18 protein-coding genes are annotated in these 18,849 nt (G+C 70.9%); 7 read left to right on the forward strand and 11 right to left on the reverse strand.

Going from position 1 to position 18,849, the window contains the following annotated elements:
- Positions 1 to 728 precede the first annotated feature (728 nt).
- The 4 genes from ODJ79_RS30495 to ODJ79_RS30510 form a co-directional block, all read right to left on the reverse strand.
- Entirely contained in the window at positions 729 to 1,169 is a 441-nt protein-coding gene (locus tag ODJ79_RS30495) for a hypothetical protein (protein WP_263027065.1), read from the reverse strand.
- 178 nt (positions 1,170 to 1,347) lie between these two features.
- A complete protein-coding gene (locus ODJ79_RS30500) occupies positions 1,348 to 2,304 on the reverse strand; it encodes a pirin family protein (protein WP_263027066.1) in 957 nt (318 codons plus the stop codon).
- Between the two features lie 10 nt (positions 2,305 to 2,314).
- On the reverse strand, positions 2,315 to 2,719 hold the full coding sequence (locus ODJ79_RS30505) for a pyridoxamine 5'-phosphate oxidase family protein (RefSeq protein WP_263027067.1): 405 nt from the start codon (positions 2,717 to 2,719) through the stop codon (positions 2,315 to 2,317).
- On the reverse strand, positions 2,716 to 4,131 hold the full coding sequence (locus ODJ79_RS30510; RefSeq protein WP_263027068.1) for a DUF2252 domain-containing protein: 1,416 nt from the start codon (positions 4,129 to 4,131) through the stop codon (positions 2,716 to 2,718). The genes ODJ79_RS30505 and ODJ79_RS30510 overlap by 4 nt, the downstream gene beginning before the upstream one ends.
- Before the next feature lie 133 nt (positions 4,132 to 4,264).
- On the opposite strand from ODJ79_RS30510, the gene ODJ79_RS30515 reads away from it, so the two are divergent.
- A complete protein-coding gene (locus tag ODJ79_RS30515) occupies positions 4,265 to 5,317 on the forward strand; it encodes an ROK family protein (RefSeq protein ID WP_263027069.1) in 1,053 nt (350 codons plus the stop codon).
- Between the two features lie 199 nt (positions 5,318 to 5,516).
- The gene (locus ODJ79_RS30520; RefSeq protein ID WP_263027070.1) at positions 5,517 to 7,490 is read left to right on the forward strand and encodes a PPC domain-containing protein; all 1,974 of its coding nucleotides are present in this window, start codon (positions 5,517 to 5,519) and stop codon (positions 7,488 to 7,490) included.
- A 16-nt stretch (positions 7,491 to 7,506) separates the two neighbouring features.
- Here the strand turns inward: ODJ79_RS30520 and ODJ79_RS30525 are convergent, their stop codons facing one another.
- The 5 genes from ODJ79_RS30525 to ODJ79_RS30545 all read right to left on the reverse strand — a co-directional run bounded on the left by ODJ79_RS30525 (position 7,507) and on the right by ODJ79_RS30545 (position 12,380).
- Complete coding sequence (locus ODJ79_RS30525; RefSeq protein WP_263027071.1) at positions 7,507 to 7,839, reverse strand: STAS domain-containing protein; 333 nt, start codon at positions 7,837 to 7,839, stop codon at positions 7,507 to 7,509.
- 79 nt (positions 7,840 to 7,918) lie between these two features.
- Complete coding sequence (locus ODJ79_RS30530; protein WP_263027072.1) at positions 7,919 to 9,004, reverse strand: S1C family serine protease; 1,086 nt, start codon at positions 9,002 to 9,004, stop codon at positions 7,919 to 7,921.
- Between the two features lie 4 nt (positions 9,005 to 9,008).
- Complete coding sequence (locus ODJ79_RS30535; protein WP_263027073.1) at positions 9,009 to 9,710, reverse strand: MarC family protein; 702 nt, start codon at positions 9,708 to 9,710, stop codon at positions 9,009 to 9,011.
- Positions 9,711 to 9,712: 2 nt separating this feature from the next.
- On the reverse strand, positions 9,713 to 10,948 hold the full coding sequence (locus ODJ79_RS30540) for an arginine deiminase (RefSeq protein WP_263027074.1): 1,236 nt from the start codon (positions 10,946 to 10,948) through the stop codon (positions 9,713 to 9,715).
- 16 nt (positions 10,949 to 10,964) lie between these two features.
- Entirely contained in the window at positions 10,965 to 12,380 is a 1,416-nt protein-coding gene (locus ODJ79_RS30545; protein ID WP_263027075.1) for a basic amino acid/polyamine antiporter, read from the reverse strand.
- 124 nt (positions 12,381 to 12,504) lie between these two features.
- On the opposite strand from ODJ79_RS30545, the gene ODJ79_RS30550 reads away from it, so the two are divergent.
- Genes ODJ79_RS30550 through ODJ79_RS30565 form a run of 4 tightly spaced genes read left to right on the forward strand, consistent with a single transcriptional unit; the run spans position 12,505 to position 15,450 of the window.
- Complete coding sequence (locus tag ODJ79_RS30550; protein WP_263027076.1) at positions 12,505 to 12,972, forward strand: peroxiredoxin; 468 nt, start codon at positions 12,505 to 12,507, stop codon at positions 12,970 to 12,972.
- Between the two features lie 29 nt (positions 12,973 to 13,001).
- Positions 13,002 to 13,556, forward strand: a complete 555-nt coding sequence (locus ODJ79_RS30555) for a SigE family RNA polymerase sigma factor (protein WP_263027077.1) — start codon at positions 13,002 to 13,004, stop codon at positions 13,554 to 13,556.
- Positions 13,553 to 14,395: a hypothetical protein gene (locus ODJ79_RS30560; RefSeq protein ID WP_263027078.1), complete on the forward strand. Its 843-nt coding sequence runs from the start codon at positions 13,553 to 13,555 to the stop codon at positions 14,393 to 14,395. The genes ODJ79_RS30555 and ODJ79_RS30560 overlap by 4 nt, the downstream gene beginning before the upstream one ends.
- On the forward strand, positions 14,392 to 15,450 hold the full coding sequence (locus ODJ79_RS30565) for an amidoligase family protein (RefSeq protein WP_263027079.1): 1,059 nt from the start codon (positions 14,392 to 14,394) through the stop codon (positions 15,448 to 15,450). The genes ODJ79_RS30560 and ODJ79_RS30565 overlap by 4 nt, the downstream gene beginning before the upstream one ends.
- Before the next feature lie 61 nt (positions 15,451 to 15,511).
- Here the strand turns inward: ODJ79_RS30565 and ODJ79_RS30570 are convergent, their stop codons facing one another.
- Together ODJ79_RS30570 and zwf are read right to left on the reverse strand one after the other, a co-directional pair.
- Positions 15,512 to 16,099 (reverse strand): hypothetical protein, encoded by a 588-nt coding sequence (locus ODJ79_RS30570; RefSeq protein WP_263027080.1) that lies wholly within the window; start codon positions 16,097 to 16,099, stop codon positions 15,512 to 15,514.
- Positions 16,100 to 16,221: 122 nt separating this feature from the next.
- A complete protein-coding gene (zwf, locus tag ODJ79_RS30575) occupies positions 16,222 to 17,718 on the reverse strand; it encodes a glucose-6-phosphate dehydrogenase (protein ID WP_263027081.1) in 1,497 nt (498 codons plus the stop codon).
- 149 nt (positions 17,719 to 17,867) lie between these two features.
- On the opposite strand from zwf, the gene ODJ79_RS30580 reads away from it, so the two are divergent.
- Positions 17,868 to 18,806 (forward strand): exopolyphosphatase, encoded by a 939-nt coding sequence (locus ODJ79_RS30580; protein ID WP_263027082.1) that lies wholly within the window; start codon positions 17,868 to 17,870, stop codon positions 18,804 to 18,806.
- The last annotated feature ends 43 nt before the right edge of the window (positions 18,807 to 18,849 follow it).

Raw genomic sequence — 18,849 nt, forward strand, 5'->3', positions numbered from 1 at the left:
CGGGGGTGTCTGGTCCGCCCCTGTGCCGCATCGTGCCCCCCGCTCTTCCCAAGATCGAATCTCCGCTCCGGCCCGGTGGGGTTCCCCCTCCCATCCGGTGGATGTGGAAGGTTAACCACGCTTTTGCGACGTGCGCCAGCACCCTCGTGAGCGCGTCGCCGGGCCGGGTGGCCGCATGGTGACCGAGAGTCGGCGCGGCCGTCACGCGGTCCGCGTTCGTTCCTTCACGGCAGAGTACGCACGACCATGCCGAACAGTTCAAACGTTCCCGGGACCGGTACGGATCGTCGGCATCGATTGACGCCACGTCACGGTGTGCCGAAAATGCCGACTTAAGAAACTCTTAAACTCGTTTTGAGGACCCGCACGAATTGCCGGCGGACCCGTCCGGGGTACCGAAAGGTTACCGGCGGGTTTCCGGAGGGTGGCGAACGCCACTCCCGCTTCCTGCGGATCAAGGTGCCGGCGGATGTCACGGTGGATGAGCACTCGGGACACCGAGGTTCCAGCGTTCGAAACGAGGACACTGGACCTTCGATCCCCCGGATGGCGGCCGCCGCCCCCGTACTTCGCGGCCGCCCCTCGCGCCACACCCCAGAGACGCTCGCACGGCTTGCCCCCCAGGTGCGTGCGAGGTCATGGCGGCGCGAACCGGGAGAGGAACGGCGGCGGGGTGCACACCGTCGCCGTTTCGCATCGTCCGGGCGCAACAGCAGCACCCGTTCCCCTCAGCCGAGGCGACCGTCCGATGTGAACGGTCCGACCTTGGTCGGTAACACGAGCCCGGCCGCCGACAGCGCCCTGAGCAGCGACACCAGCTCATCGCGCCGCAGCGCGCCGGGCTTTTCCGGTTCCCGGTGCGGTACGCCGAGGGCGCGGGCCGCCTCGGTGGCGCGCACCGCGATCGCCGCTTCCACCGCCCACAGTCGATGCGCGCGCATGGCCACCGCCGCCGACGCGGTCAGCGAGCCGTGCAGGAGCAGGAGCCGGCGCAGGTCGGCGGCCAGTTGCTCGATCGGCGGCCCGTACGGCTGCGGGGGTTTCGGCCGGCGCGTCTCCCAGTAGCCCGCCGCCGCCTCCCAGCACCGCGGTGCGTAGACGATCGCCGCGCCGACCAGCGTGGGCGTGGCCACTATCAGGACAAGTTTCCCCACATCCAAGACGCTCACGAGAGACTCCCTGCCTACCCCTCGACGATGCGCCCGGCGAAAAGGCACGTCAAGCGGAATGCGCGCGCATCGCTCCCAGCGGGGATCAGCACACGCGGCAGCCCCGGGGCGATCCGCGGGGAACGGCGGGGATCAGCGCACGCGGCGGCCCGGGGCGATCCGCGGGGAACGGCGGGGATCAGCGCACGCGGCCGCGCGGGACCAGCCGGGTCAGTGGCATCGGGGGAGCGGGCAGCGGCGGCCCGTCGTAGCCGCGGACCTCCCCGAAGCGGGGCGTCCGCGACTCCCAGTCGGCACGCATCTGGACGATCTCGTCGTGCTCGCGGGCCACGAAGTTCCACCACATCACGAGCCGTTCCTCGAACGGCTCGCCCCCCAGCAGCAGGACCCGGGCCGGCGACGATGTGGCGAGCCGCACCGTGGACCGTCCCGACCCCAGGTAGAGCAGCGGTCCCGGCTTCAGCGTCGCATCGTCCACGTTCGCCGCACCGTCGAGCGCCAGCGCCGCGTACTCGAAACCGGGATCGAGCGGTACCGCAGCTTGAGCCCCGGCAGCCAGGGTGAGCTCCGCGCCCACCAGGGGGGTGTGGATCCGCGCCGGCGAGGTCGCGTCGCCGAGCGTGCCCATCAGGACGGTCGCGGTGATGCCGCCGCCGAGGGCGACGACCGGAAGCGCCGCGTGGTGGGCGAAGGCCGGGGGCATGTCGCGGTCCGCGTGCGGCAGAGCAACCCACAGTTGTACGCCGTGGAGCACGCCCGAGTTCCGCGGCGGCGTCTCCTCGGAGTGGGCGATGCCCCGGCCGGCGGTCATCAGGTTGAGCTGCCCCGGCCGGATCTCCTGGTGGTTGCCGAGCGTGTCGCGGTGCAGGATCTCGCCCGCCACCAGCCAGGTCACCGTCTGCAGGCCGGTGTGCGGGTGCGGGCCGACCCGCATGCCGGCCGAGTCGCGGATGTCGTGCGGCCCGTACGCGTCCAGGAAGCACCACGCGCCGACCATGCGCCGCTGCCGGTTGGGCAGGGTCCGGGTGACGGCGAAGCCGCGCGGCCCGCCGAGCGCGACCGGCGCGCCCTCCAGCAACTCCATGCTGACCGGGCGTTCCGGCCCCACCTCGGGATCCGCCTCGAAGCTGCTCACGCCCTCGACGCTAACCCCGGAACGCGCTCGAGCCGAGGACCTTCGTCACGCTGATCTCGATGACCACGCGCGCGGGGTTGGGACGGGGCGTGCGGTAGCGGGCCGCATACCACCGCTCACCGCAGGAAACGGACGCCGGATCGTCGCGGACCTCGGCGAGTCCCTCGATCGTGGCCCATCGCGGGCCGTCGACCTGGCAGATCGCGACCTGCTCGGCGCCGTTGCGGATGTGCCGGACGTGGGCGGACAGCGACGACGAGATCACCCGGCACAGGCCGGCGTCGGCGTCCAGGGTGGCGCCGACGGCGACCACGTGCGGCGAGCCGTCCTTGCGCAGCGTGGTGAAGGTGCACAGGTGCCGCTCCCGCCAGAACTCCAGCAGCGCGGGATGCGACAGGGCGACGACCCCGCTCATGTGACCGTCTCCGCGGGCAGCAGGCCCCGGCGGACCGCCGCCACCAGCGCCGCGTGGTCGCGCTCCACCTGGTCGGCGTAGGCGCGGGCGAACCGGCACAGCGAGTCGGCCAGCTTGTCGCTGCCGCCGACGTACCCGGCGATCATCGACGCGCCGCTCGTCCGGGCGTGCGACTTGGCGAGGAGGAACCCGCAGATCCCGGCGTAGTCGGCGAGCGCGCCCGCGTCGATGTCCTCGACCAGGATCGCGCCCTTCATGTCGCGGAACTGCCGCACGTAGAACTGGACGTCGCCGACCGTGGTCCAGCCCAGCAGCGGGTCGCTGACCGTCTGCAGCGCCTGCTGGTATTCGACCACCCGCTGGCCCTGGTGGCGGTGCCACGCCGACTCGCCGTGCTGGTGCACCGCGACGACCGAGCGGCGGGCCTGCTTGAGCTGCAGGAACACCACGTCGTCCGGGCTGCTGCCCTCGCACAGCGCCACGTACGCCCGCAGACCCACCGAACCGACGCCGACCACCTTGTGGGCGATGTCGACGATCCGGTACCCGGCGAGGATCCGCGCCCAGTGCGGTGGCAGCGAGTTCAGGTAGCCGTCGAGCGCCTCGGCGAGCGCCTCCCACTCGCCCTCGGACGGCCGAGTGATCAACGGCGGCTCCTGGACCAGCTTGAGCGTGCCGTCCCGCCGCTCGGTGAAGCGGGGCAGCGCGCGGTCGCTGGTGCGCCGCCGGGCCCGCCGGGCGGCCCGCTCGATCTCGTCCCGGAAGCTGTCCCGGGTCGCCGCCGACCGCAGCTGGTCGACGTCGAGCCGGTCGAACGAGCGGCCCAGCAGCGGCCGCTCGGCGAGGTGGGCCAGCTGCTCCTTGTACTCGTCGACGCAGTGCCGCACGGCGTCGGCGCAGGCCGTCTCGCGGAACCCGTTCTGCCGGCCGGCCACGTAGACGCTGACCGTGAGCCGGCGCAGGTCCCACTCCCAGGCGCCCGGGTGCGCCTCGTCGAAGTCGTTGAGGTCGAAGACCAGCTCCCGCTCGGGGGAGGCGTAGAAGCCGAAGTTGCCCAGGTGGGCGTCGCCGCAGATGACCGGGGTGATGCCGGTGGACGGCAGGGCCGCGAAGTCGTCGGCCATGATGTTCGCCGAGCCGCGCAGGAACGCGTACGGCGAGGAGATCATCCGGCCGATCCGGACCGGGATCAGCCACGGCCGGCGGCCGACGTTCTGGTCGATCACCTGCTGGACCGGGTCGGCGCGGCCGGCCGGCGGCGTCCAGAACGCCATGTCCGAGCGGTGCGCGCGCTCGCGGAGGGACCGGCCGAGCTCGTAGCGGTCCGCGCGCGGCCGCGCCGGTCGCCGGAGCGACGTGAACCCGTCGTCCGCACCCGTGTCGAGCACGACGTGCCCGGTACCTGACTCCATCTCACTGGCCAGCCTAAACACCCTTCGTGAACGGCAGGTGGCCGGCCGGGAAGCGAACGGGCGGAGACGGACCGGCCCGCAATCCTCGCGCACCCGTACCACCGGCGGCCGAAACGGACGTACGCTCACCCTCGTGGATCAGGCAGAACCCGTGCGCACCCCCGCCAGCTGGGTCGTCGTCGGCCTCGACAACGGCGGCACCTGCAACAACGCCACCGTGCTCGACGCCACCGGGCAATTCCTGGTCGATCATCTGGTGGAGATACCGAGCCTCGTGCAGGAGGGCCCCGAGGCCGCGGTCACCGCGCTCGCCGACGCCTTCCGGAACATCCTCGAGCTGACCAGTACCCCGCTGACCCTGGTGCGCGCGGTCGGCCTGGACACGCCCGGCCCGGCCAGCGCCAACGGCGTGATCTCCTCGAAGGGCTCGACGAACTTCAACCAGGTGTCCTGGCACGGGTTCGACATCCGCGGCGCGCTCGAGACCGAGCTGGGCCTGCCGGTGATCTACAACAACGACGCCAACGCGGCCGCCCTCTACGCCCACCACCGCCACTTCGGCGACAACGCGATGCGGCGCTCCTCGGTCGCCGCGATCGTCGGCACCGGCCTGGGCGGCGGCGTGGTGGAGAACGGCAGGGTGGTCAGCGGCGCCGCCGGGATGGCCGGCGAGCTGGGTCACGTGCAGATCCCGCTGCACGGCGTGCTGGAGGCCGACCAGCCGATCCCGGCCTGCAACTGCGGCTTCGAGGGCGACGTGGAGAGCATCGCCTCGCTCACCGGCATCAAGAACAACCTGCTGCCGTACTGGCTGAGCCGCTTCCCCGACCACCCCCTGGCCAGCGAGCCGATCGGCAAGGCCGCCAAGCTGCTGCGCGGCTACGGCGAGAAGGAGGACCCTCTCGCCCTCGCGGTCTTCGGGCAGCAGGCCCGGGCGATCGGCAAGCTCTTCACGATCGCGGCCAACTTCACCGACCCGCACGCCTACCTGCTCGGCGGCGGCGTGGTCGAGGCCCACCCGCATTTCCGGCAGTGGTTCCTCAACACCGTCCGGGAGACCACCGAGCTGCGCCGCGAGCAGCTGGCCGTGGCCTCCTTCGCGCTGGTGGCCGACCTCGACATGGCCGGCGCCCGGGGCGCCGCCGTCGCCGCCCTGGAGCGGATTCAGACCGGTCCCGCCCGATAGCGCCAGGACCCCGCGGGCCGACTCCGATGTGGAGCGGGTCGGCCGCGCCTTCCGGGTGAGCGTCCAAAGACAGCACCCCGGAGCCGATCAGAGCTGTTGTTACGGTGTATCGACAGCTCTAGATATCGACGTCCGTCCTCGGTAACGTCGCCCCTGCCATCCGTGACCGGGGGGTTCGGATGAACCGAAGGGGGACACGATGCGACGCAGCATCGCCACCATCTCCGCGGCCGTGCTCGGCCTGGCGTTGATCACGCCGGGTGCGGCACACGCCGCCACTCCCACCAAGGCCGGCGGACTGAGCCCGGCCGAGAAGGCCTCGCTCGACGCCGGGATCGGCGTGGTGCCGAAGGCGCCGTACGGTGCCAAGCCGGCGGGACCCAACCCGCTGCTCGCCGACGTGCCGGATCGCTCGAAGGTGGACTACTCGGGCTGGGCCAACTACATGAAGGCACAGGCCAAGGCCAAGGACGCCGCCCGGGCCAAGGCGCTCGCCGCGAACGCGGCGACCAAGGCGGCCGCGACCACGCCGGCCGTGGTCGTCGACGAGGACGAGATCCACGGCACGCTCGGCGGCAACGACACGCCGGCCACCGGGCAGCGGGTGACCGGCTTCGGCACCGGCGCGAGCCAATATTCCAAGATCAGGGTGCTCGGCAGCCTCGACAACCAGCCCGTGAGCACGCCCAGCGTGCCCGCCCCGGCCGAGGACAACGGCTCGATCCCGCTCGCCGGCGACATCGGGATCGGCGACTTCCGCACCGGCGCGGTCGTCGACTCGCAGATCGGCGACGGGCCGCACGGCCGGCAGACCGGCGACGGCAGCAACGACTTCGACTTCTACAAACTGTCGGCCACGGCGGGGCAGGTGCTCACGCTCAAGACCGCCACCCCGACCGGCCCGCTCGACACGGTGCTGCTGCTGTTCGCCCCGGACGGCACGCTGCTCGCCGCGAACGACGACTTCAGCGGGCTGGACAGCCAGATCACCTACACCGTGGCCGCGGCCGGCGACTTCTACCTGTGCGTCGCCGCGTACAGCGGGCTGCCCGGCGACCCGTTCGACTCCGGCTCCGGGGACGGGATCGGCGACACCAACCCGCCGAGCGAGGGCCCGTACACGCTGACCATGACGGCCGGCGGCGTCGACCGGGACTTCTTCGCGGTCAAGCTGAAGCCCGGCGACGTGCTCGGCGCGTCGGTCACCGGCTCGGCGAGCTACCTGACCGTGTACGACACCGTGCCGCGCGAGGTGCACGGCTCCTTCCAGGACGCGTCGTTCATCTACCCGATGGCGTCGCCGCTGCCCGGCGGCGGGAACGCGGTCACCGACTACGTGGCGACCAAGGCCGGCTGGCACTACGTGGGCGTCGCCTCCGGCTCCGGGGCGTACGACATCTCGGTCGAGGCCTACCGGCCGGCGTTGCAGGGCGCGACCCCGAACCAGACGCTGTTCCTCGACTTCGACGGCGCCCGGGTCAACACCGGGGTGTTCGGCGGGTCCGGGCAGCGGGACCTCAGCCCGCTCGCGGCCTTCCTGGCCAACTGGGGCCTGACCCGCGCCGACGAGGACGCCCTGGAGGACGCCATCGTCGCCGGGGTCACCGAGAACATCAAGAAGGACCTGGTGGCCAGCGGCCTCAACAGCAAGTTCAAGCTGAAGATCAAGAACAGCAAGGACGACGCGGACCCGTGGGGCCAGGCCAACGTCAGCCGGATCGTGGTCGGCGGCACGATCGAGGAGTCCGGAGTGGACACCATCGGGATCGCGCAGAGCATCGACCCGGGCAACTTCGAGACCAAGGAGACCGCGCTGGTGCTGCTGGACGTGCTCAGTGCGCCGGCCGGTGACTCGGAGGCGTCGCTGAACACGTACCTGACCCCGCAGAGCAACCGGATCGCGTTCCTCGGCCAGGCATTGAGCAACGTGATCTCGCACGAGGCCGGGCACTTCTTCGGCGACTTCCACACCGACAACCAGGACGCGCTGCCCAACCTGATGGACGCGGGCGGCACCGGCTTCGGCACGCTGTTCGGGGTCGGGCCGGACGGCGTCGGTGGCACCGCCGACGACGTGGACGTCGACTTCGGCGACAGCGCCTTCCTGCCCTCCGAGGGCTTCGTGGGCGTCGAGGACACGCTGGGCCGGATCGTCTTCGGAGTGACCAGCTGACGGTACGCGGCCGCCCTCACTCCTTGAGGGCGGCCGCCACGTCCGGGAACAGCGCCAGGTAGTCGGTGAGCCCGAGCGTGTCGAACAGCCGGCGCAGGAAGCCCGACGGCGCGGCCAGCCGCACCCAGCCGCCCCGCTCGGTCGCCCGGCCGCTCGCGGTGACCAGCACGCCGACCCCCATCGAATCGCAGAAGTCCAACCCGGACACATCCACCACGACCCGCGGGCTGGGGCGTTCGACGAGCCGGTTCAGGTTCGCCTTGAGGGCGGGCGCCGTGTCGATGTCGAGGGAACCACGCAGCACCAGGACGGCCGTGTTCGGCGGATGGTGCGCGACCGAGACCTGCATGGCGGTGTCGCTTTCGGTGGAGAAGCGGGGGTGACGACCAGCCTATCGATCCTCCCCCCGGATCGCCCCCGGTGGATCTTCAGGCGAGCGTGACCGTCGCCGTCCCGGCCGTCCCACCCCGGCTGTACTGCACCTTGACCTGGTCGCCCGGCTTCTTGCCGACGGCCGCCAGGAACAGGCTCTCCGGGCTGTTCATCGGCCGGCCGTCGATCCCGGTGACGATGTCGCCCTCCTCGAGACCCGCCCGGCCGGCCGGCCCGCCCGGCGTGACCACCCGCAGGTACATCCCGGTCGGCACGCCGAACTGCTCGGCCACCGCCGGCGACACCGGCACCGCCTCGACGCCCATCGACGGCGGCGTGTACGAGCCGTGCGCGATCAGCTCGTCGGCCACCACCATGGCCACGTCGACCGGGATCGCGAAGCCGATGCCCACGCTGCCGCCGCCGGCCTGGCCGGCGGCGTTCGGCACGGTGGCGATCGCGGTGTTCACCCCGATCAGGTCGCCGGCGCAGTTCACCAGCGGGCCGCCGGAATTGCCCGGGTTGATCGAGGCGTCGGTCTGCACCGCGCCCGGCAGGATCGCGGTCACCCCGTTGTCGGCGGGCACCGGGACGTCGCGGCCGAGCGCGCTGACGATGCCGGCGGTGACCGTGCCGGTGAGGCCGAGCGGGGCGCCGAGCGCGACCACCGGCTGGCCGACCCGCAACGTCGCCGACTTGCCGATGGCGATCAGCGGGGTGCCGCCCGGCGGGTCCACCTTGAGCACGGCGAGATCGACCCGCGGGGCCCGGCCGACCACGGTGGCCGGGACGGTCTGGCCGCCGCTGAACTGCGCCTTGATCGTCCCGGCCGGGCCGGCGGGGGAGATGACGTGGTCGTTGGTGAGCACGTAACCGCCGTCCCGGACCACCTCGCCGCTCCCGTTCCCGCCGGTCGACCCGTTCGAGGTGAGCACGGTGACCACCGAGGGCAGGACGTGGTCGGCGACCTCCGTGGCGGTGCAGGTGGCCTCGGCCGACTGGTCGCCCGAGGCGGAGGCGCGGCCGATGAGCCCGCCCACGACCCCGACGACGAGCAGCAGCACGACGCCGCCCGCGATCAGCAGCCCGGCCGACGGCCGCCGCGATTCCGCCGGGCCAGGGGGTGTGGCCGGCTCGCTCATCAGGTCAGCTCCTTCCGATGCGTGCCATGACCAGGTCGGTGAAGCCATTGGTCAGCAGGATCACGGCGATGCAGGTCAGCAGGATGCCCGCGATCTTGTCGAGGAACTTGCTCGCCTGCGGCGAGATCCGCTTCTCCACGTGCCCGGACGCGTAGAGGGTCACCCCGGTGACCAGCCCGTAGGCGACGGCGGTGATCGACAGCAGCACCCGTCCGTGGGTGGAGCCGACGTCGGCGGAGGTCGCGGCGGAGATGGCGAACGTCGCCCCGCCGACGGTCAGTGGGAACGTGATCGGCGAGAACAGCGTGCTCCGCCAGTTGCGCGCCGGGCTCTCCTCCTCGGAGCGCGAGTCCTCCGGAGCGGCGGCCGGCACGGAGGCGCCGGGCGGTGCGGCGTTGGCCGGGCCCGGCTCCATCTCCGTGGCCGTGCCGCGCATCATCGGCACCGAGGCGAAGATCAGCGCAATACCACCCGTGGCGGTCAGCGCCGCCGGGCTGATCCCCAGCAGCTCCAGCAGGGGATCGCCGACCCAGATCGCGGCCAGCACGAACACCGCCACGTTGACGACCAGCCCGACCGCCAGCCGAACCTGCCGCCCGTGGTCGAACGGCCGGACCACGGGCAGGTACGACGACAGCGCCGCGATCGGGCTGTACAGCCCCACGAGGGCCAGGAACAGGGCCAGCGCCTCGTACGTGATCGACATGGTCAGAATTTCACGGCGTCCCGGATGAGCGGGCACGTCATGCAGTGGCCGCCGCCGCGCCCGCGCCCGAGCTCCGCCCCGACGATCGTGATGACCTCGATACCCGCCTTGCGCAGCAGTGTGTTGGTGAGCGTGTTGCGGTCGTACGTGAAGACCACGCCGGGGGAGAGGGCGACCGCGTTGTTGCCGCTGTCCCACTGCTGCCGCTCCGACGCGTACACGTCTCCGCCGGTCTCGATCACCCGGAGCGAGGGAAGCCCGAGAGCGGAAGCCACCACGTCCACGAACGGTGTCGACCCGTGGTCGGTCACGTCGACGGCCTCGCCGGTGCCCGGCCGCAGCGAGAACGTGTGGATCGCGTCCACGATCGTCGGGTAGAGCGTCACCACGTCGAGGTCGGCGAAGGTGAAGACCGTGTCCAGGTGCATGGCCGACCGCAGCTTCGGCATGCCGGCCACCACCACGTGCTCGGCCGCGCCCGCCTCGAACAGCGCCGCCGCGACCTGGGTGATCGCCTGCCGGGAGGTGCGCTCGCTCATCCCGACCAGCACCACGCCGTTGCCGACCGGCATCACGTCGCCGCCCTCGAAGGTGGCCTGCCCCCAGTCCTTCTCCGGGTCGCCCCACCACACCGTGTTGCCGGCGAAGTCCTGGTGGAACCGGTAGATCGCCTTCATCAGCAGCGTCTCGTCGTGCCGGGCCGGCCAGTAGAGCGGGTTGAGCGTGACCCCGCCGTACAGCCAGCACGTGGTGTCCCGGGTGTAGAGCGTGTTCGGCAGCGGCGGCATCAGATACTCGCGGACGCCGGTCGACTCCCGGGCCAGCGCCACGTAGCCGGAGCGGAAGTCGTCCGGCACGTCGAAGGTGGCCAGCCCGCCGATCAGGTACTCGGCCAGCTGCCGCGGCTCGAGCGTCTCCAGGAAGCCCCGGGTCGCGTCGACCAGCCCGATCCCCACCTCGTTCGGCGTGATCTTGCGGTCCAGCAGCCACGAGCGGGCGTCCGGGATCGCCATCGTCTGGGCCAGCAGCTCGTGCAGCTCGAGCACCTCGACGCCGCGCTGGCGCAGCTTGTTGACGAAGTCGGCGTGGTCTCGCTGGGCGTTCTCCACCCACATGACGTCGTCGAAGAGCAGGTCGTCGGCGTTGGTGGGGGTGAGCCGGCGGTGCGCCAGGCCCGGCGCGCAGACCAGGACCTTGCGCAGGGTGCCGACCTCGGAGTAGACGCCGTGGCTGTTCATGCTTTTCCCTTCCAGGTCAGATGCGGATCCAGCCGGCCGCCAGCGCCACGATCCCGACGATCGCGCCGGCCACGGAGACCGCGAGGATGAGGAGCTCACGCGGGGAGAACACCCGGCGGCCCTGCTCGCGGCGGGCCATCACGAACAGCACCGTCGCGGGGGCGTACACGATGAACGAGACGAGCACGAACTTCAGGCCCGCGGCGAAGAGCAGGAAGAGGGTGTACACCGTGGCCAGCCCCGCGATCGCGATGTACTTGCCCTTGGCCAGCCGCAGCGCGTACGCGGCGGCGAGCAGGAACGGGATCAGGGTCAGCGCGCTGGTCAGATCGAGCGCGAAGTTGAAGGCGTCCTCGGAGAAGTAGGTGACGATCAGGACGACCTGGATCAGGATCGTGCTCAGCAGCAGCGAGTTCCAGGGCACGTCGCCGTGCCGGGTGACGGCGAGGAACCTCGGCATGTCCTTGTCCTTGGCCGCCACGTACAGCACCTCGGCCGCCATCAGCGACCAGGCCAGGTACGCCCCGAGCACCGAGATGATCAGCCCGACGCTGACGAAGACGTTCCCCCAGGTCCCGTACGCGGCCTCCAGGACACCGCCCATCGACGGCTGCCGCAGCTGGGCGATCTGCGCGTACGGCAGGATCCCGTACGACACGATCGTCACCGACGCGAAGATCGCGAAGACGCTGAGGAAGCCCAGCACGGTGGCCCGGCCGACGTCCTCCCGCCGCTCGGCGTGCCGCGAGTACACGCTGGCGCCCTCGACGCCGAGGAAGACGAAGACGGTGACCAGCATCGTCCCGCGCACCTGCTCGAAGAGCGAGCCGACGTCGGCGTTGCCGGTGAAGTTGTCGGCGAACACCTTCGGGTCGAGCGCGAACAGGGCGAGGATGACGAACACGATGATCGGGACGAGCTTCGCGATCGTGACGATCCGGTTCACCACCGCCGCGTCCTTGACGCCGCGCTGCACCAGGTAGAAGAAGATCCAGACGCAGATCGAGGAGAGCGCCACCGCCAGGATCGTGTCGCCCTCGCCGAGCGCCGGGGCGATCGCCCCGACCGTGCTCATGATCAGTACCCAGTAGGTCACGTTCCCCACGCAGGCGCTGGCCCAGTAGCCGAAGGCCGAGAAGAAACCGAGATATTCACCAAAACCGGCTTTCGCGTACGCGTAGACGCCGGCGTCGAGATCCGGCCGCCGTACCGCCAGGTACTGGAAGACGAACGCCAGCATCAGCATCCCGGCGCCCGCGATCACCCACGCGATCAGCGCCCCGGCCACGCCGGTCTCCTGCGCGAACCGCCTGGGCAGCGAGAACACGCCGGCACCCACCATTGAGCCGACCACCATCGCGGTCATCGTCATGAAGGTGAGCTTCTGCGGGGCACCCACTTCTTCAGTGGTGGTCGTGCCGGACTCTGCCATCGCCGTCCCCTCCCGGACGCAGAGATCCGAATCAGCCTTTCGGACAACGGCGGATGCCGGATCATCCGGCATGGATGACCGGGCCATCTGTTACTCGCCGGTAAGACCGAGTAACTTGCTTGCCATGGCAAACAAAGGCGACGTGATCGATGACTTCCAGCTGCCCGACCAGGACGGCGTGCCGCGGTCGCTGAGCGGGTTCCTGACCGACGGGCCGGTCGTGCTGTTCTTCTACCCGGCCGCGATGACCAGCGGCTGCACCGCCGAGGCGTGCACGTTCCGCGACCTGGCCGCCGAGTTCCGCGAGGCCGGCGCCCAGCGGGTCGGTATCAGCCGCGACCTGCCGGACAAGCAGAAGAAGTGGGCCGACCAGCACAGCTTCGACTACCCGCTGCTCAGCGACCCGGACAGCACCGTCGCCGGCCGGCTGGGCGTCAAGCGGCGGCTCCCGCTCGGCCCGCTGAGCACCCGCCGGATCACCCTGGTGATCGACACCGACCGGACCGTGCTCGAGGTGATCCACTCCGAGACCAACATGCAGGAGCACGCCGCCCGGGCCCTGGAGGTGCTGTCCGCGCGCAAACAGGCCTGAGTTTGCGACCCCCTGCAAAAGTTTCCGGCATGCGACTGCACAAACGGGATCCGGCGACCGTCGTAGAGAGCGTGACCTTCGAGGAATTCGCGATGGCCCGGCTGCAATCCCTTCTGCGTTACGCGGTCGTCCTCACCGGCGACCGCGATCTGGCGCAGGATGTCGTCCAGGAAGTGCTCGCGCGGGCACACTCCCGGTGGCGGCGGATCAGCGGGTCGGACTCGCCCGAGGCGTACGTGCGGCGCATGGTGCTCAACGAATACCTGTCGTGGCGGCGCAGCTGGCAGTTCCGGCACGTGCACGCGGTGGGTGAACGTCTCGTCGATCTCGATGACGCCCGGGGCGGAGTGGTCGACCACGCCGAGGGAGTCGTCGAAGCGGACGCGTTGTGGGCCCGGCTGTCGACGCTGGGCCGCAAGCAGCGTGCCGTGCTCGTGCTGCGGTACTACGAGCAGCTCGACGACGAGCAGATCGCGGATCTGATCGGCTGTGCGCCGGCCACGGTGCGCAGCCATGCCTCGAGGGCTCTCAGGACGCTCCGTCTCTCGGAGCGGGAACGTATCAATGCCGAGGAGAAGTCGTGACCGACCACGCAGATCAGCTGCGCGAGGCCTTCGAGACACACGAGAACCAGACTCCCGACCCGGCCGCCGTCTTCGCCCGGGTGCAGCAACTGTCGACCAAGTACCAGCGCCGTCGCCGGGGCCTGCAGGTGGCAGGCGGCTCCGTGCTGGCCGCCGTCGCGGTGGCCGGGGTGGTGTCGCTGCCCAACCTGCTTCCGGGCAACGCCCGCAACACGTCGACCGTCAGCTTTCCCGCCGGGGCCGTCCCCACGTCCGCCGCGCCGTCGACCATCCCGTCGATGAGCCAGGCCGACCTGGAGCGGTACTGGCAGGCCTACTTCGACGCGGGCTACGACTACGAGGACGCCGTCCGGCTGTCCGTGCTGTGGCACGTCAAGGCCGAGATCGGCAACATCAAGGCCGAGGCCGGTCGCCGGCTGCTGGCCGGCGAGACGCTGCCGTTCGCGGCCACGCCGAACTCACCCGACCCGACGGCGGACCCGAACGATCCCGCGACCAAGGCCGAGCAGGCCCAGCTGGCCGCGTTCTTCAACGCCGGCTACACCTGGGAGGAGGCCGTGCGGCTCGCCCAGATCTGGCACCTCTCCGACCCGAGCGACGCCAAGACCATGGCCGGCAAGAAGCTGCTGGCGGGCCAGACACTGCCGGTCAAGCCGAAGCCGGCGAACGTCAAGGAGGCCAAGGAGGCGAAGCAGGTCGCGGCCTTCTTCAACAAGGGCTACAGCGTCGACGACGCGGCCAGGCTGGCCAAGCTCTGGCACCTGAAGACCGCGTACGACGCCAAGGTCGAGGGTGGGAAGCGCATTCTCGCCGGTCAGACGCTGCCGATCCAGCCGTGACCCCCCGACTGCGCCGGCGTACCGGCTTCGAGATCGAGCTCATGGCCCCACCGGGCCGCAGCCGGCGCAGCCTCGCGTACGACCTGGCCGGACGCCTCGGCGGCCGGATCCGGCCGGTCTGGCACTCCGACAGCGAACCGTCCCTGGTCCCGGGCCTGGGGCGGTTCCTGCACCTGACCCAGGGTTTCGAGGTGCTGCGGGCCGACGGCACGCCACTGTGCACCCTGGTCGACGACATCACGCTGCTGGACGACCTCCAGCCGCGCACCCCCGCCCAGCCCGGCTGGTACCGGGTGCTGAGCGACGACCCGCGGGTGATCGCCCTGCTGGCCAAGCACTGCGACCCCGGCGCGCCGCTGGACCGGGTGCTCGACCCGGTCGCCGCGCTGTGGGGCGTGGAAACGGAGACGGTCGGCGACGTGATCCGCCTCGACGACCCGTCCGGCGCCACCATCGCCCTCGCCGCGCCGCAGGGTGCCGAGCGCGAGCGCCCCTGCGAGATCGTCACGCCGCCGATCGCCGCCGGCCACCTCGAGGCCCTCGACGAGCTGCTCGGCCCGGCCCGCGAGCTCGGCTTCACGGTCCCGCGGGAGGCCGCGGTGCACCTGCACGTCGACGGCGCCCCGTTCCGCGCGCCGCGCGCCCTGGCCAACGTGGTGCTGCTGGCCGCGCACTACCGCGAGGCGCTGCGCGAGCTGCTGCAGACCAACCCCGCGTGCCGCCGGCTGGCCCCGCTCCCGCCGGAGCTGGTGGCCGCCGCCGACCGGGCGACGCCGTCGGCGGACGAGCTGCGCAAGGCCGCCCGCGAGGGCGGCCTGACCAAGTACTTCGACGTCAACCTCACGCAGCTGCTCACCGACCGCCCGAAGCGCGACACCCTGGAGATCCGCATCCTGCCCGGCGCGATCGACGCCGCCGAGATCGTGCACCGCGCCGCCCTCTTCGAGCTGCTGCTGGACCGCTGCGAAGACCCGGAGCCGTTCCCGGTCGCCCCCGCCGGGGACGTCTCCGCCCTCCTGGAGATCATGGCCGAGGCACTGGCGAACCAGACCTAGGCGGCCGACTTCCGCGCCTTTTCGGTACGGGATCGACCCCCGGCACCCCGCTGAACCGCCGTCAGGTGTCGTATTCGCCGAGGTCCCAGGGCGGGGCGAAGGCCATGTAGTCGCCGGGCTCGGCGGTGACCCACCAGGTGTCGTCGGCGGTCTCCGGCGCCCGGGCGACCAGCCCGAAGGTCAGGCCGAACCGTTGCACGGAGAACGGCTCGACGACGATGTCGTCGAACCGCACCTTGCCCAGTTCCCGCAGCCTCTGTTGATACATCTTCTGCTCGGCGCTCGAGTGACCTGGGTCGCTCTCCGGGAAGGCATCGATCTCAGCCTTGCGGAAGCGGCCCTGCGCGTCGAAGAGGTACAGGGCGACGAAGTCCCGGGTGTCGTTCCCGCCCGCGGTGCCCAGTTCGAACGGCCTGGTCAGAAAGAACTGGCCGCCGTCGGCCGTGTACCCGACATGCTTGGCCTCGAAGATGTCGTGGTGGATCGCGATTCGCGTCGGCCGGCCCTCGGTCGGATACGACGGAGGTGCACCCGCGGGCCGGCTGTGGTCGTCGACCGGCACGGGTAAGCCGCAAGCGGCGGTGAGCCCGCCCGCCAGGAGCAGCGTCGCGACGGCCGGCGCGAGACGAGTCCGGGCCCGGTATTTCATGATCCATAACGGTAGGCGGCAGGACCGGCGGGTGCCTCGATCGATCAGCCCGGAACCGGCCACCGATAGGCCCACGCACGGCGGTCGATCGGGGCCGATCGACCGCCGTGCGAGCGGGCCGGCTAGTCGACGGTGTTGCGCCACTTGCGGCCGGAGCGGCCGATGAGGCGGTCGGCGTCGGTGGGACCCCAGGAGGCGGCCTCGTAGGTCGGGATCGGCGACGGGTCGTTCGCCCAGTGCTCGATGATCGGGTCGACGATGCGCCAGCACTGCTCGACCTCGTCGGTGCGGATGAACAGCGTCGGGTCGCCCAGCAGGGCGTCCAGCAGCAGCCGCTCGTACGCCTCGGGGGACTCCTCGGCGAACGTCTGCTCGTACGAGAAATCCATGCTCGCGGTCCGCACCCGGAACGAGTGGCCCGGCACCTTGGCGCCGAAGCGCAGCGAGATGCCCTCGTTCGGCTGGATCCGCAGGATCAGCGCGTCCGCCTCGAGGCCGGTGAGCTGGTCGCTCGGGATCGGCAGGTGCGGCGGGCGCTGGAACTGCAGCGCCACCTCGGTGACCCGGGCCGGCAGCCGCTTGCCGGTGCGGACGTAGAACGGCACGCCCGCCCAGCGCCAGTTGTCGACGTTGAGCCGCATCGCCGCGTACGTCTCGGTGCGCGACAGCGGGTCGACGCCGGCCTCCTCGCGGTAGCCGGCCATCAGGTCCTCGCGGGTGCCGCCGCGGGTGTACTGGCCGCGTACCGACAGGTCGGCGATGTCCCGGTGGGTGGGCAGCCGGATCGCCTGCAGCAGCTTCACCTTCTCGTTGCGCAGGCCCTCGGCGTCGAACGAGGCCGGCGGCTCCATCAGCGCGAGCGCGAGGACCTGCAGCACGTGGTTCTGCACGATGTCGCGCATCGCGCCGGCGTGCTCGTAGAAGCCGCCGCGGGTGCCGACGCCGAGCGTCTCGGCCACGGTGATCTGCACATGGTCGACCCAGGAGCGGTCCCAGATCGGCTGGAAGATCGAGTTGGCGAAGCGCAGGGCCAGGACGTTCTGCACGGTGTCCTTGCCCAGGTAGTGGTCGATCCGGAAGACGTTCGGCTCGTCGAAGGCGGCGTGCACGATGCCGTCCAGCTCGCGGGCGCTGGGCAGGTCGCGGCCGTACGGCTTCTCGATGACCAGGCGGGAGAAGGAGCCCTCGCGGGCGTGGTTGAGGCCGGCCCCGGCCAGCCCGTTGATCACCGGCTCGAAGGCCTCGGCCGGGGTGGACAGGTAGAACAGGCGGTTGCCGCTGGTGCCCCGGGCCGCGTCGAGCTCGTCGAGGACCTCGCCGAGGCGCTTGTACGTCTCCGGGTCGTCGTAGCCGCCGGAGACGTACCGGATCCCGCCCTGCAGCTGGCGCTTGTCGGCGAGGCTGCGGCCGCCCAGGGCGCTGGCGGCGAACTGGTCGTCGCCCATCGGGGTGCGGGCCACGCCGACGAGCGCGAACTCGCCGGGGAGGCGGTTGTGCCGGGCGAGGCTCTCCACCGCCGGCAGCAGCTTGCGGCGGGTCAGGTCACCCGAGGCGCCGAAGATCACCAGTGTGGCGGGTGGGGCGCTGCGTTCCTGGATGAGCTGCGGAACGTTGTCCATCGTCTGCCAGTCCTCCGACCGTTGTGACTATCCGTCGAAACACTACGCAGCTCACGTGTCACACGTTCAGTTCATCCCTCGATGCGAGCAGGGCCACGACGACAAAGGTGGCAAACTGCAAGTATTCGGCTCACACCCCAGGGGGACTCGTGAAGTACCGGCTCGTGACCCGGAGCGACTTCGACGGCTTGGTCTGCGCCGTACTCCTGCGGCACCTGGACATGATCGACGAGATCAAGTTCGTCCACCCCAAGGATGTGCAGGACGGCGAGGTCGAGGTCACCGGCAACGACATCCTGACCAATCTCCCGTACGCGCCCGGCGCGCACCTGGTCTTCGACCACCACCACTCGGAGACGCTGCGCAACGAGGGGAACCTCGACAACCACATCATCGACGCCGAGGCGCCCTCGGCGGCCCGGGTGATCTACGAGCACTTCGGCGGCCGGGCACGCTTCCCGAAGGTCTCCGACGAGCTGATGCGCGCCGTCGACCAGGCCGACGCGGCGCAGTACGACCTGGACGACATCCTGGGGCCGGAGGGCTGGACGCTGCTGAACTTCCTGATGGACAGCCGCACCGGGCTGGGCCGCTTCCGGGAGTTCCGGATCTCCAACTACCAGCTGATGATGCAGCTGATCGACGCGTGCCTGGAGATCCAGGACGTGCAGGAGATCCTCCGGTTGCCGGACGTGGCCGAGCGCGCCGAGCTGTTCCACGCCCAGCACGACCTGTTCGTCGACCAGCTCCGGCGGGTCAGCACGCTGCACGGCGACGTCGTGGTGGTCGACCTGCGCGACGAGGAAGTGATCCACGCCGGGAACCGCTTCATGGTCTACGCGCTGTACCCCGAGTCCCGGGTGTCGGTGCACGTGCTCTGGGGCCGGCAGAAGCTGAACACGGTCTTCGCCTGCGGCAAGTCGATCCTCGACCGCACCTCGCCGGTCGACGTGGGCGAGGTGATGCTGCGCTACGGCGGCGGCGGGCACGTCGCGGCCGGCACCTGCCAGGTCCCGCACGAGGACGCCGAGCGGGTCCAGGAGGAGATCATCGAGGCGCTGCGGTCACCGCGTACGGTGTCCGTCTGACCTTTTGCTCTCAGCGCGACGGGGTGGAAGGGCCGAACCCCTT

The sequence above is a fragment of the Actinoplanes sp. KI2 genome, from assembly GCF_025630775.1.
GTDB lineage: Bacteria > Actinomycetota > Actinomycetes > Mycobacteriales > Micromonosporaceae > Actinoplanes.

Bases quoted from the DNA above. Each gene is read 5' to 3' on its own strand.
- ODJ79_RS30505 (WP_263027067.1), bottom strand. From the start codon at position 2,719: ATGAGCGGGGTCGTCGCCCTGTCGCATCCCGCGCTGCTGGAGTTCTGG.
- ODJ79_RS30510 (WP_263027068.1), bottom strand. From the start codon at position 4,131: ATGGAGTCAGGTACCGGGCACGTCGTGCTCGACACGGGTGCGGACGAC.
- ODJ79_RS30520 (WP_263027070.1), top strand. From the start codon at position 5,517: ATGCGACGCAGCATCGCCACCATCTCCGCGGCCGTGCTCGGCCTGGCG.
- ODJ79_RS30525 (WP_263027071.1), bottom strand. From the start codon at position 7,839: ATGCAGGTCTCGGTCGCGCACCATCCGCCGAACACGGCCGTCCTGGTG.
- ODJ79_RS30530 (WP_263027072.1), bottom strand. From the start codon at position 9,004: ATGAGCGAGCCGGCCACACCCCCTGGCCCGGCGGAATCGCGGCGGCCG.
- ODJ79_RS30535 (WP_263027073.1), bottom strand. From the start codon at position 9,710: ATGTCGATCACGTACGAGGCGCTGGCCCTGTTCCTGGCCCTCGTGGGG.
- ODJ79_RS30540 (WP_263027074.1), bottom strand. From the start codon at position 10,948: ATGAACAGCCACGGCGTCTACTCCGAGGTCGGCACCCTGCGCAAGGTC.
- ODJ79_RS30545 (WP_263027075.1), bottom strand. From the start codon at position 12,380: ATGGCAGAGTCCGGCACGACCACCACTGAAGAAGTGGGTGCCCCGCAG.
- ODJ79_RS30550 (WP_263027076.1), top strand. From the start codon at position 12,505: ATGGCAAACAAAGGCGACGTGATCGATGACTTCCAGCTGCCCGACCAG.
- ODJ79_RS30555 (WP_263027077.1), top strand. From the start codon at position 13,002: ATGCGACTGCACAAACGGGATCCGGCGACCGTCGTAGAGAGCGTGACC.
- ODJ79_RS30570 (WP_263027080.1), bottom strand. From the start codon at position 16,099: ATGAAATACCGGGCCCGGACTCGTCTCGCGCCGGCCGTCGCGACGCTG.
- zwf (WP_263027081.1), bottom strand. From the start codon at position 17,718: ATGGACAACGTTCCGCAGCTCATCCAGGAACGCAGCGCCCCACCCGCC.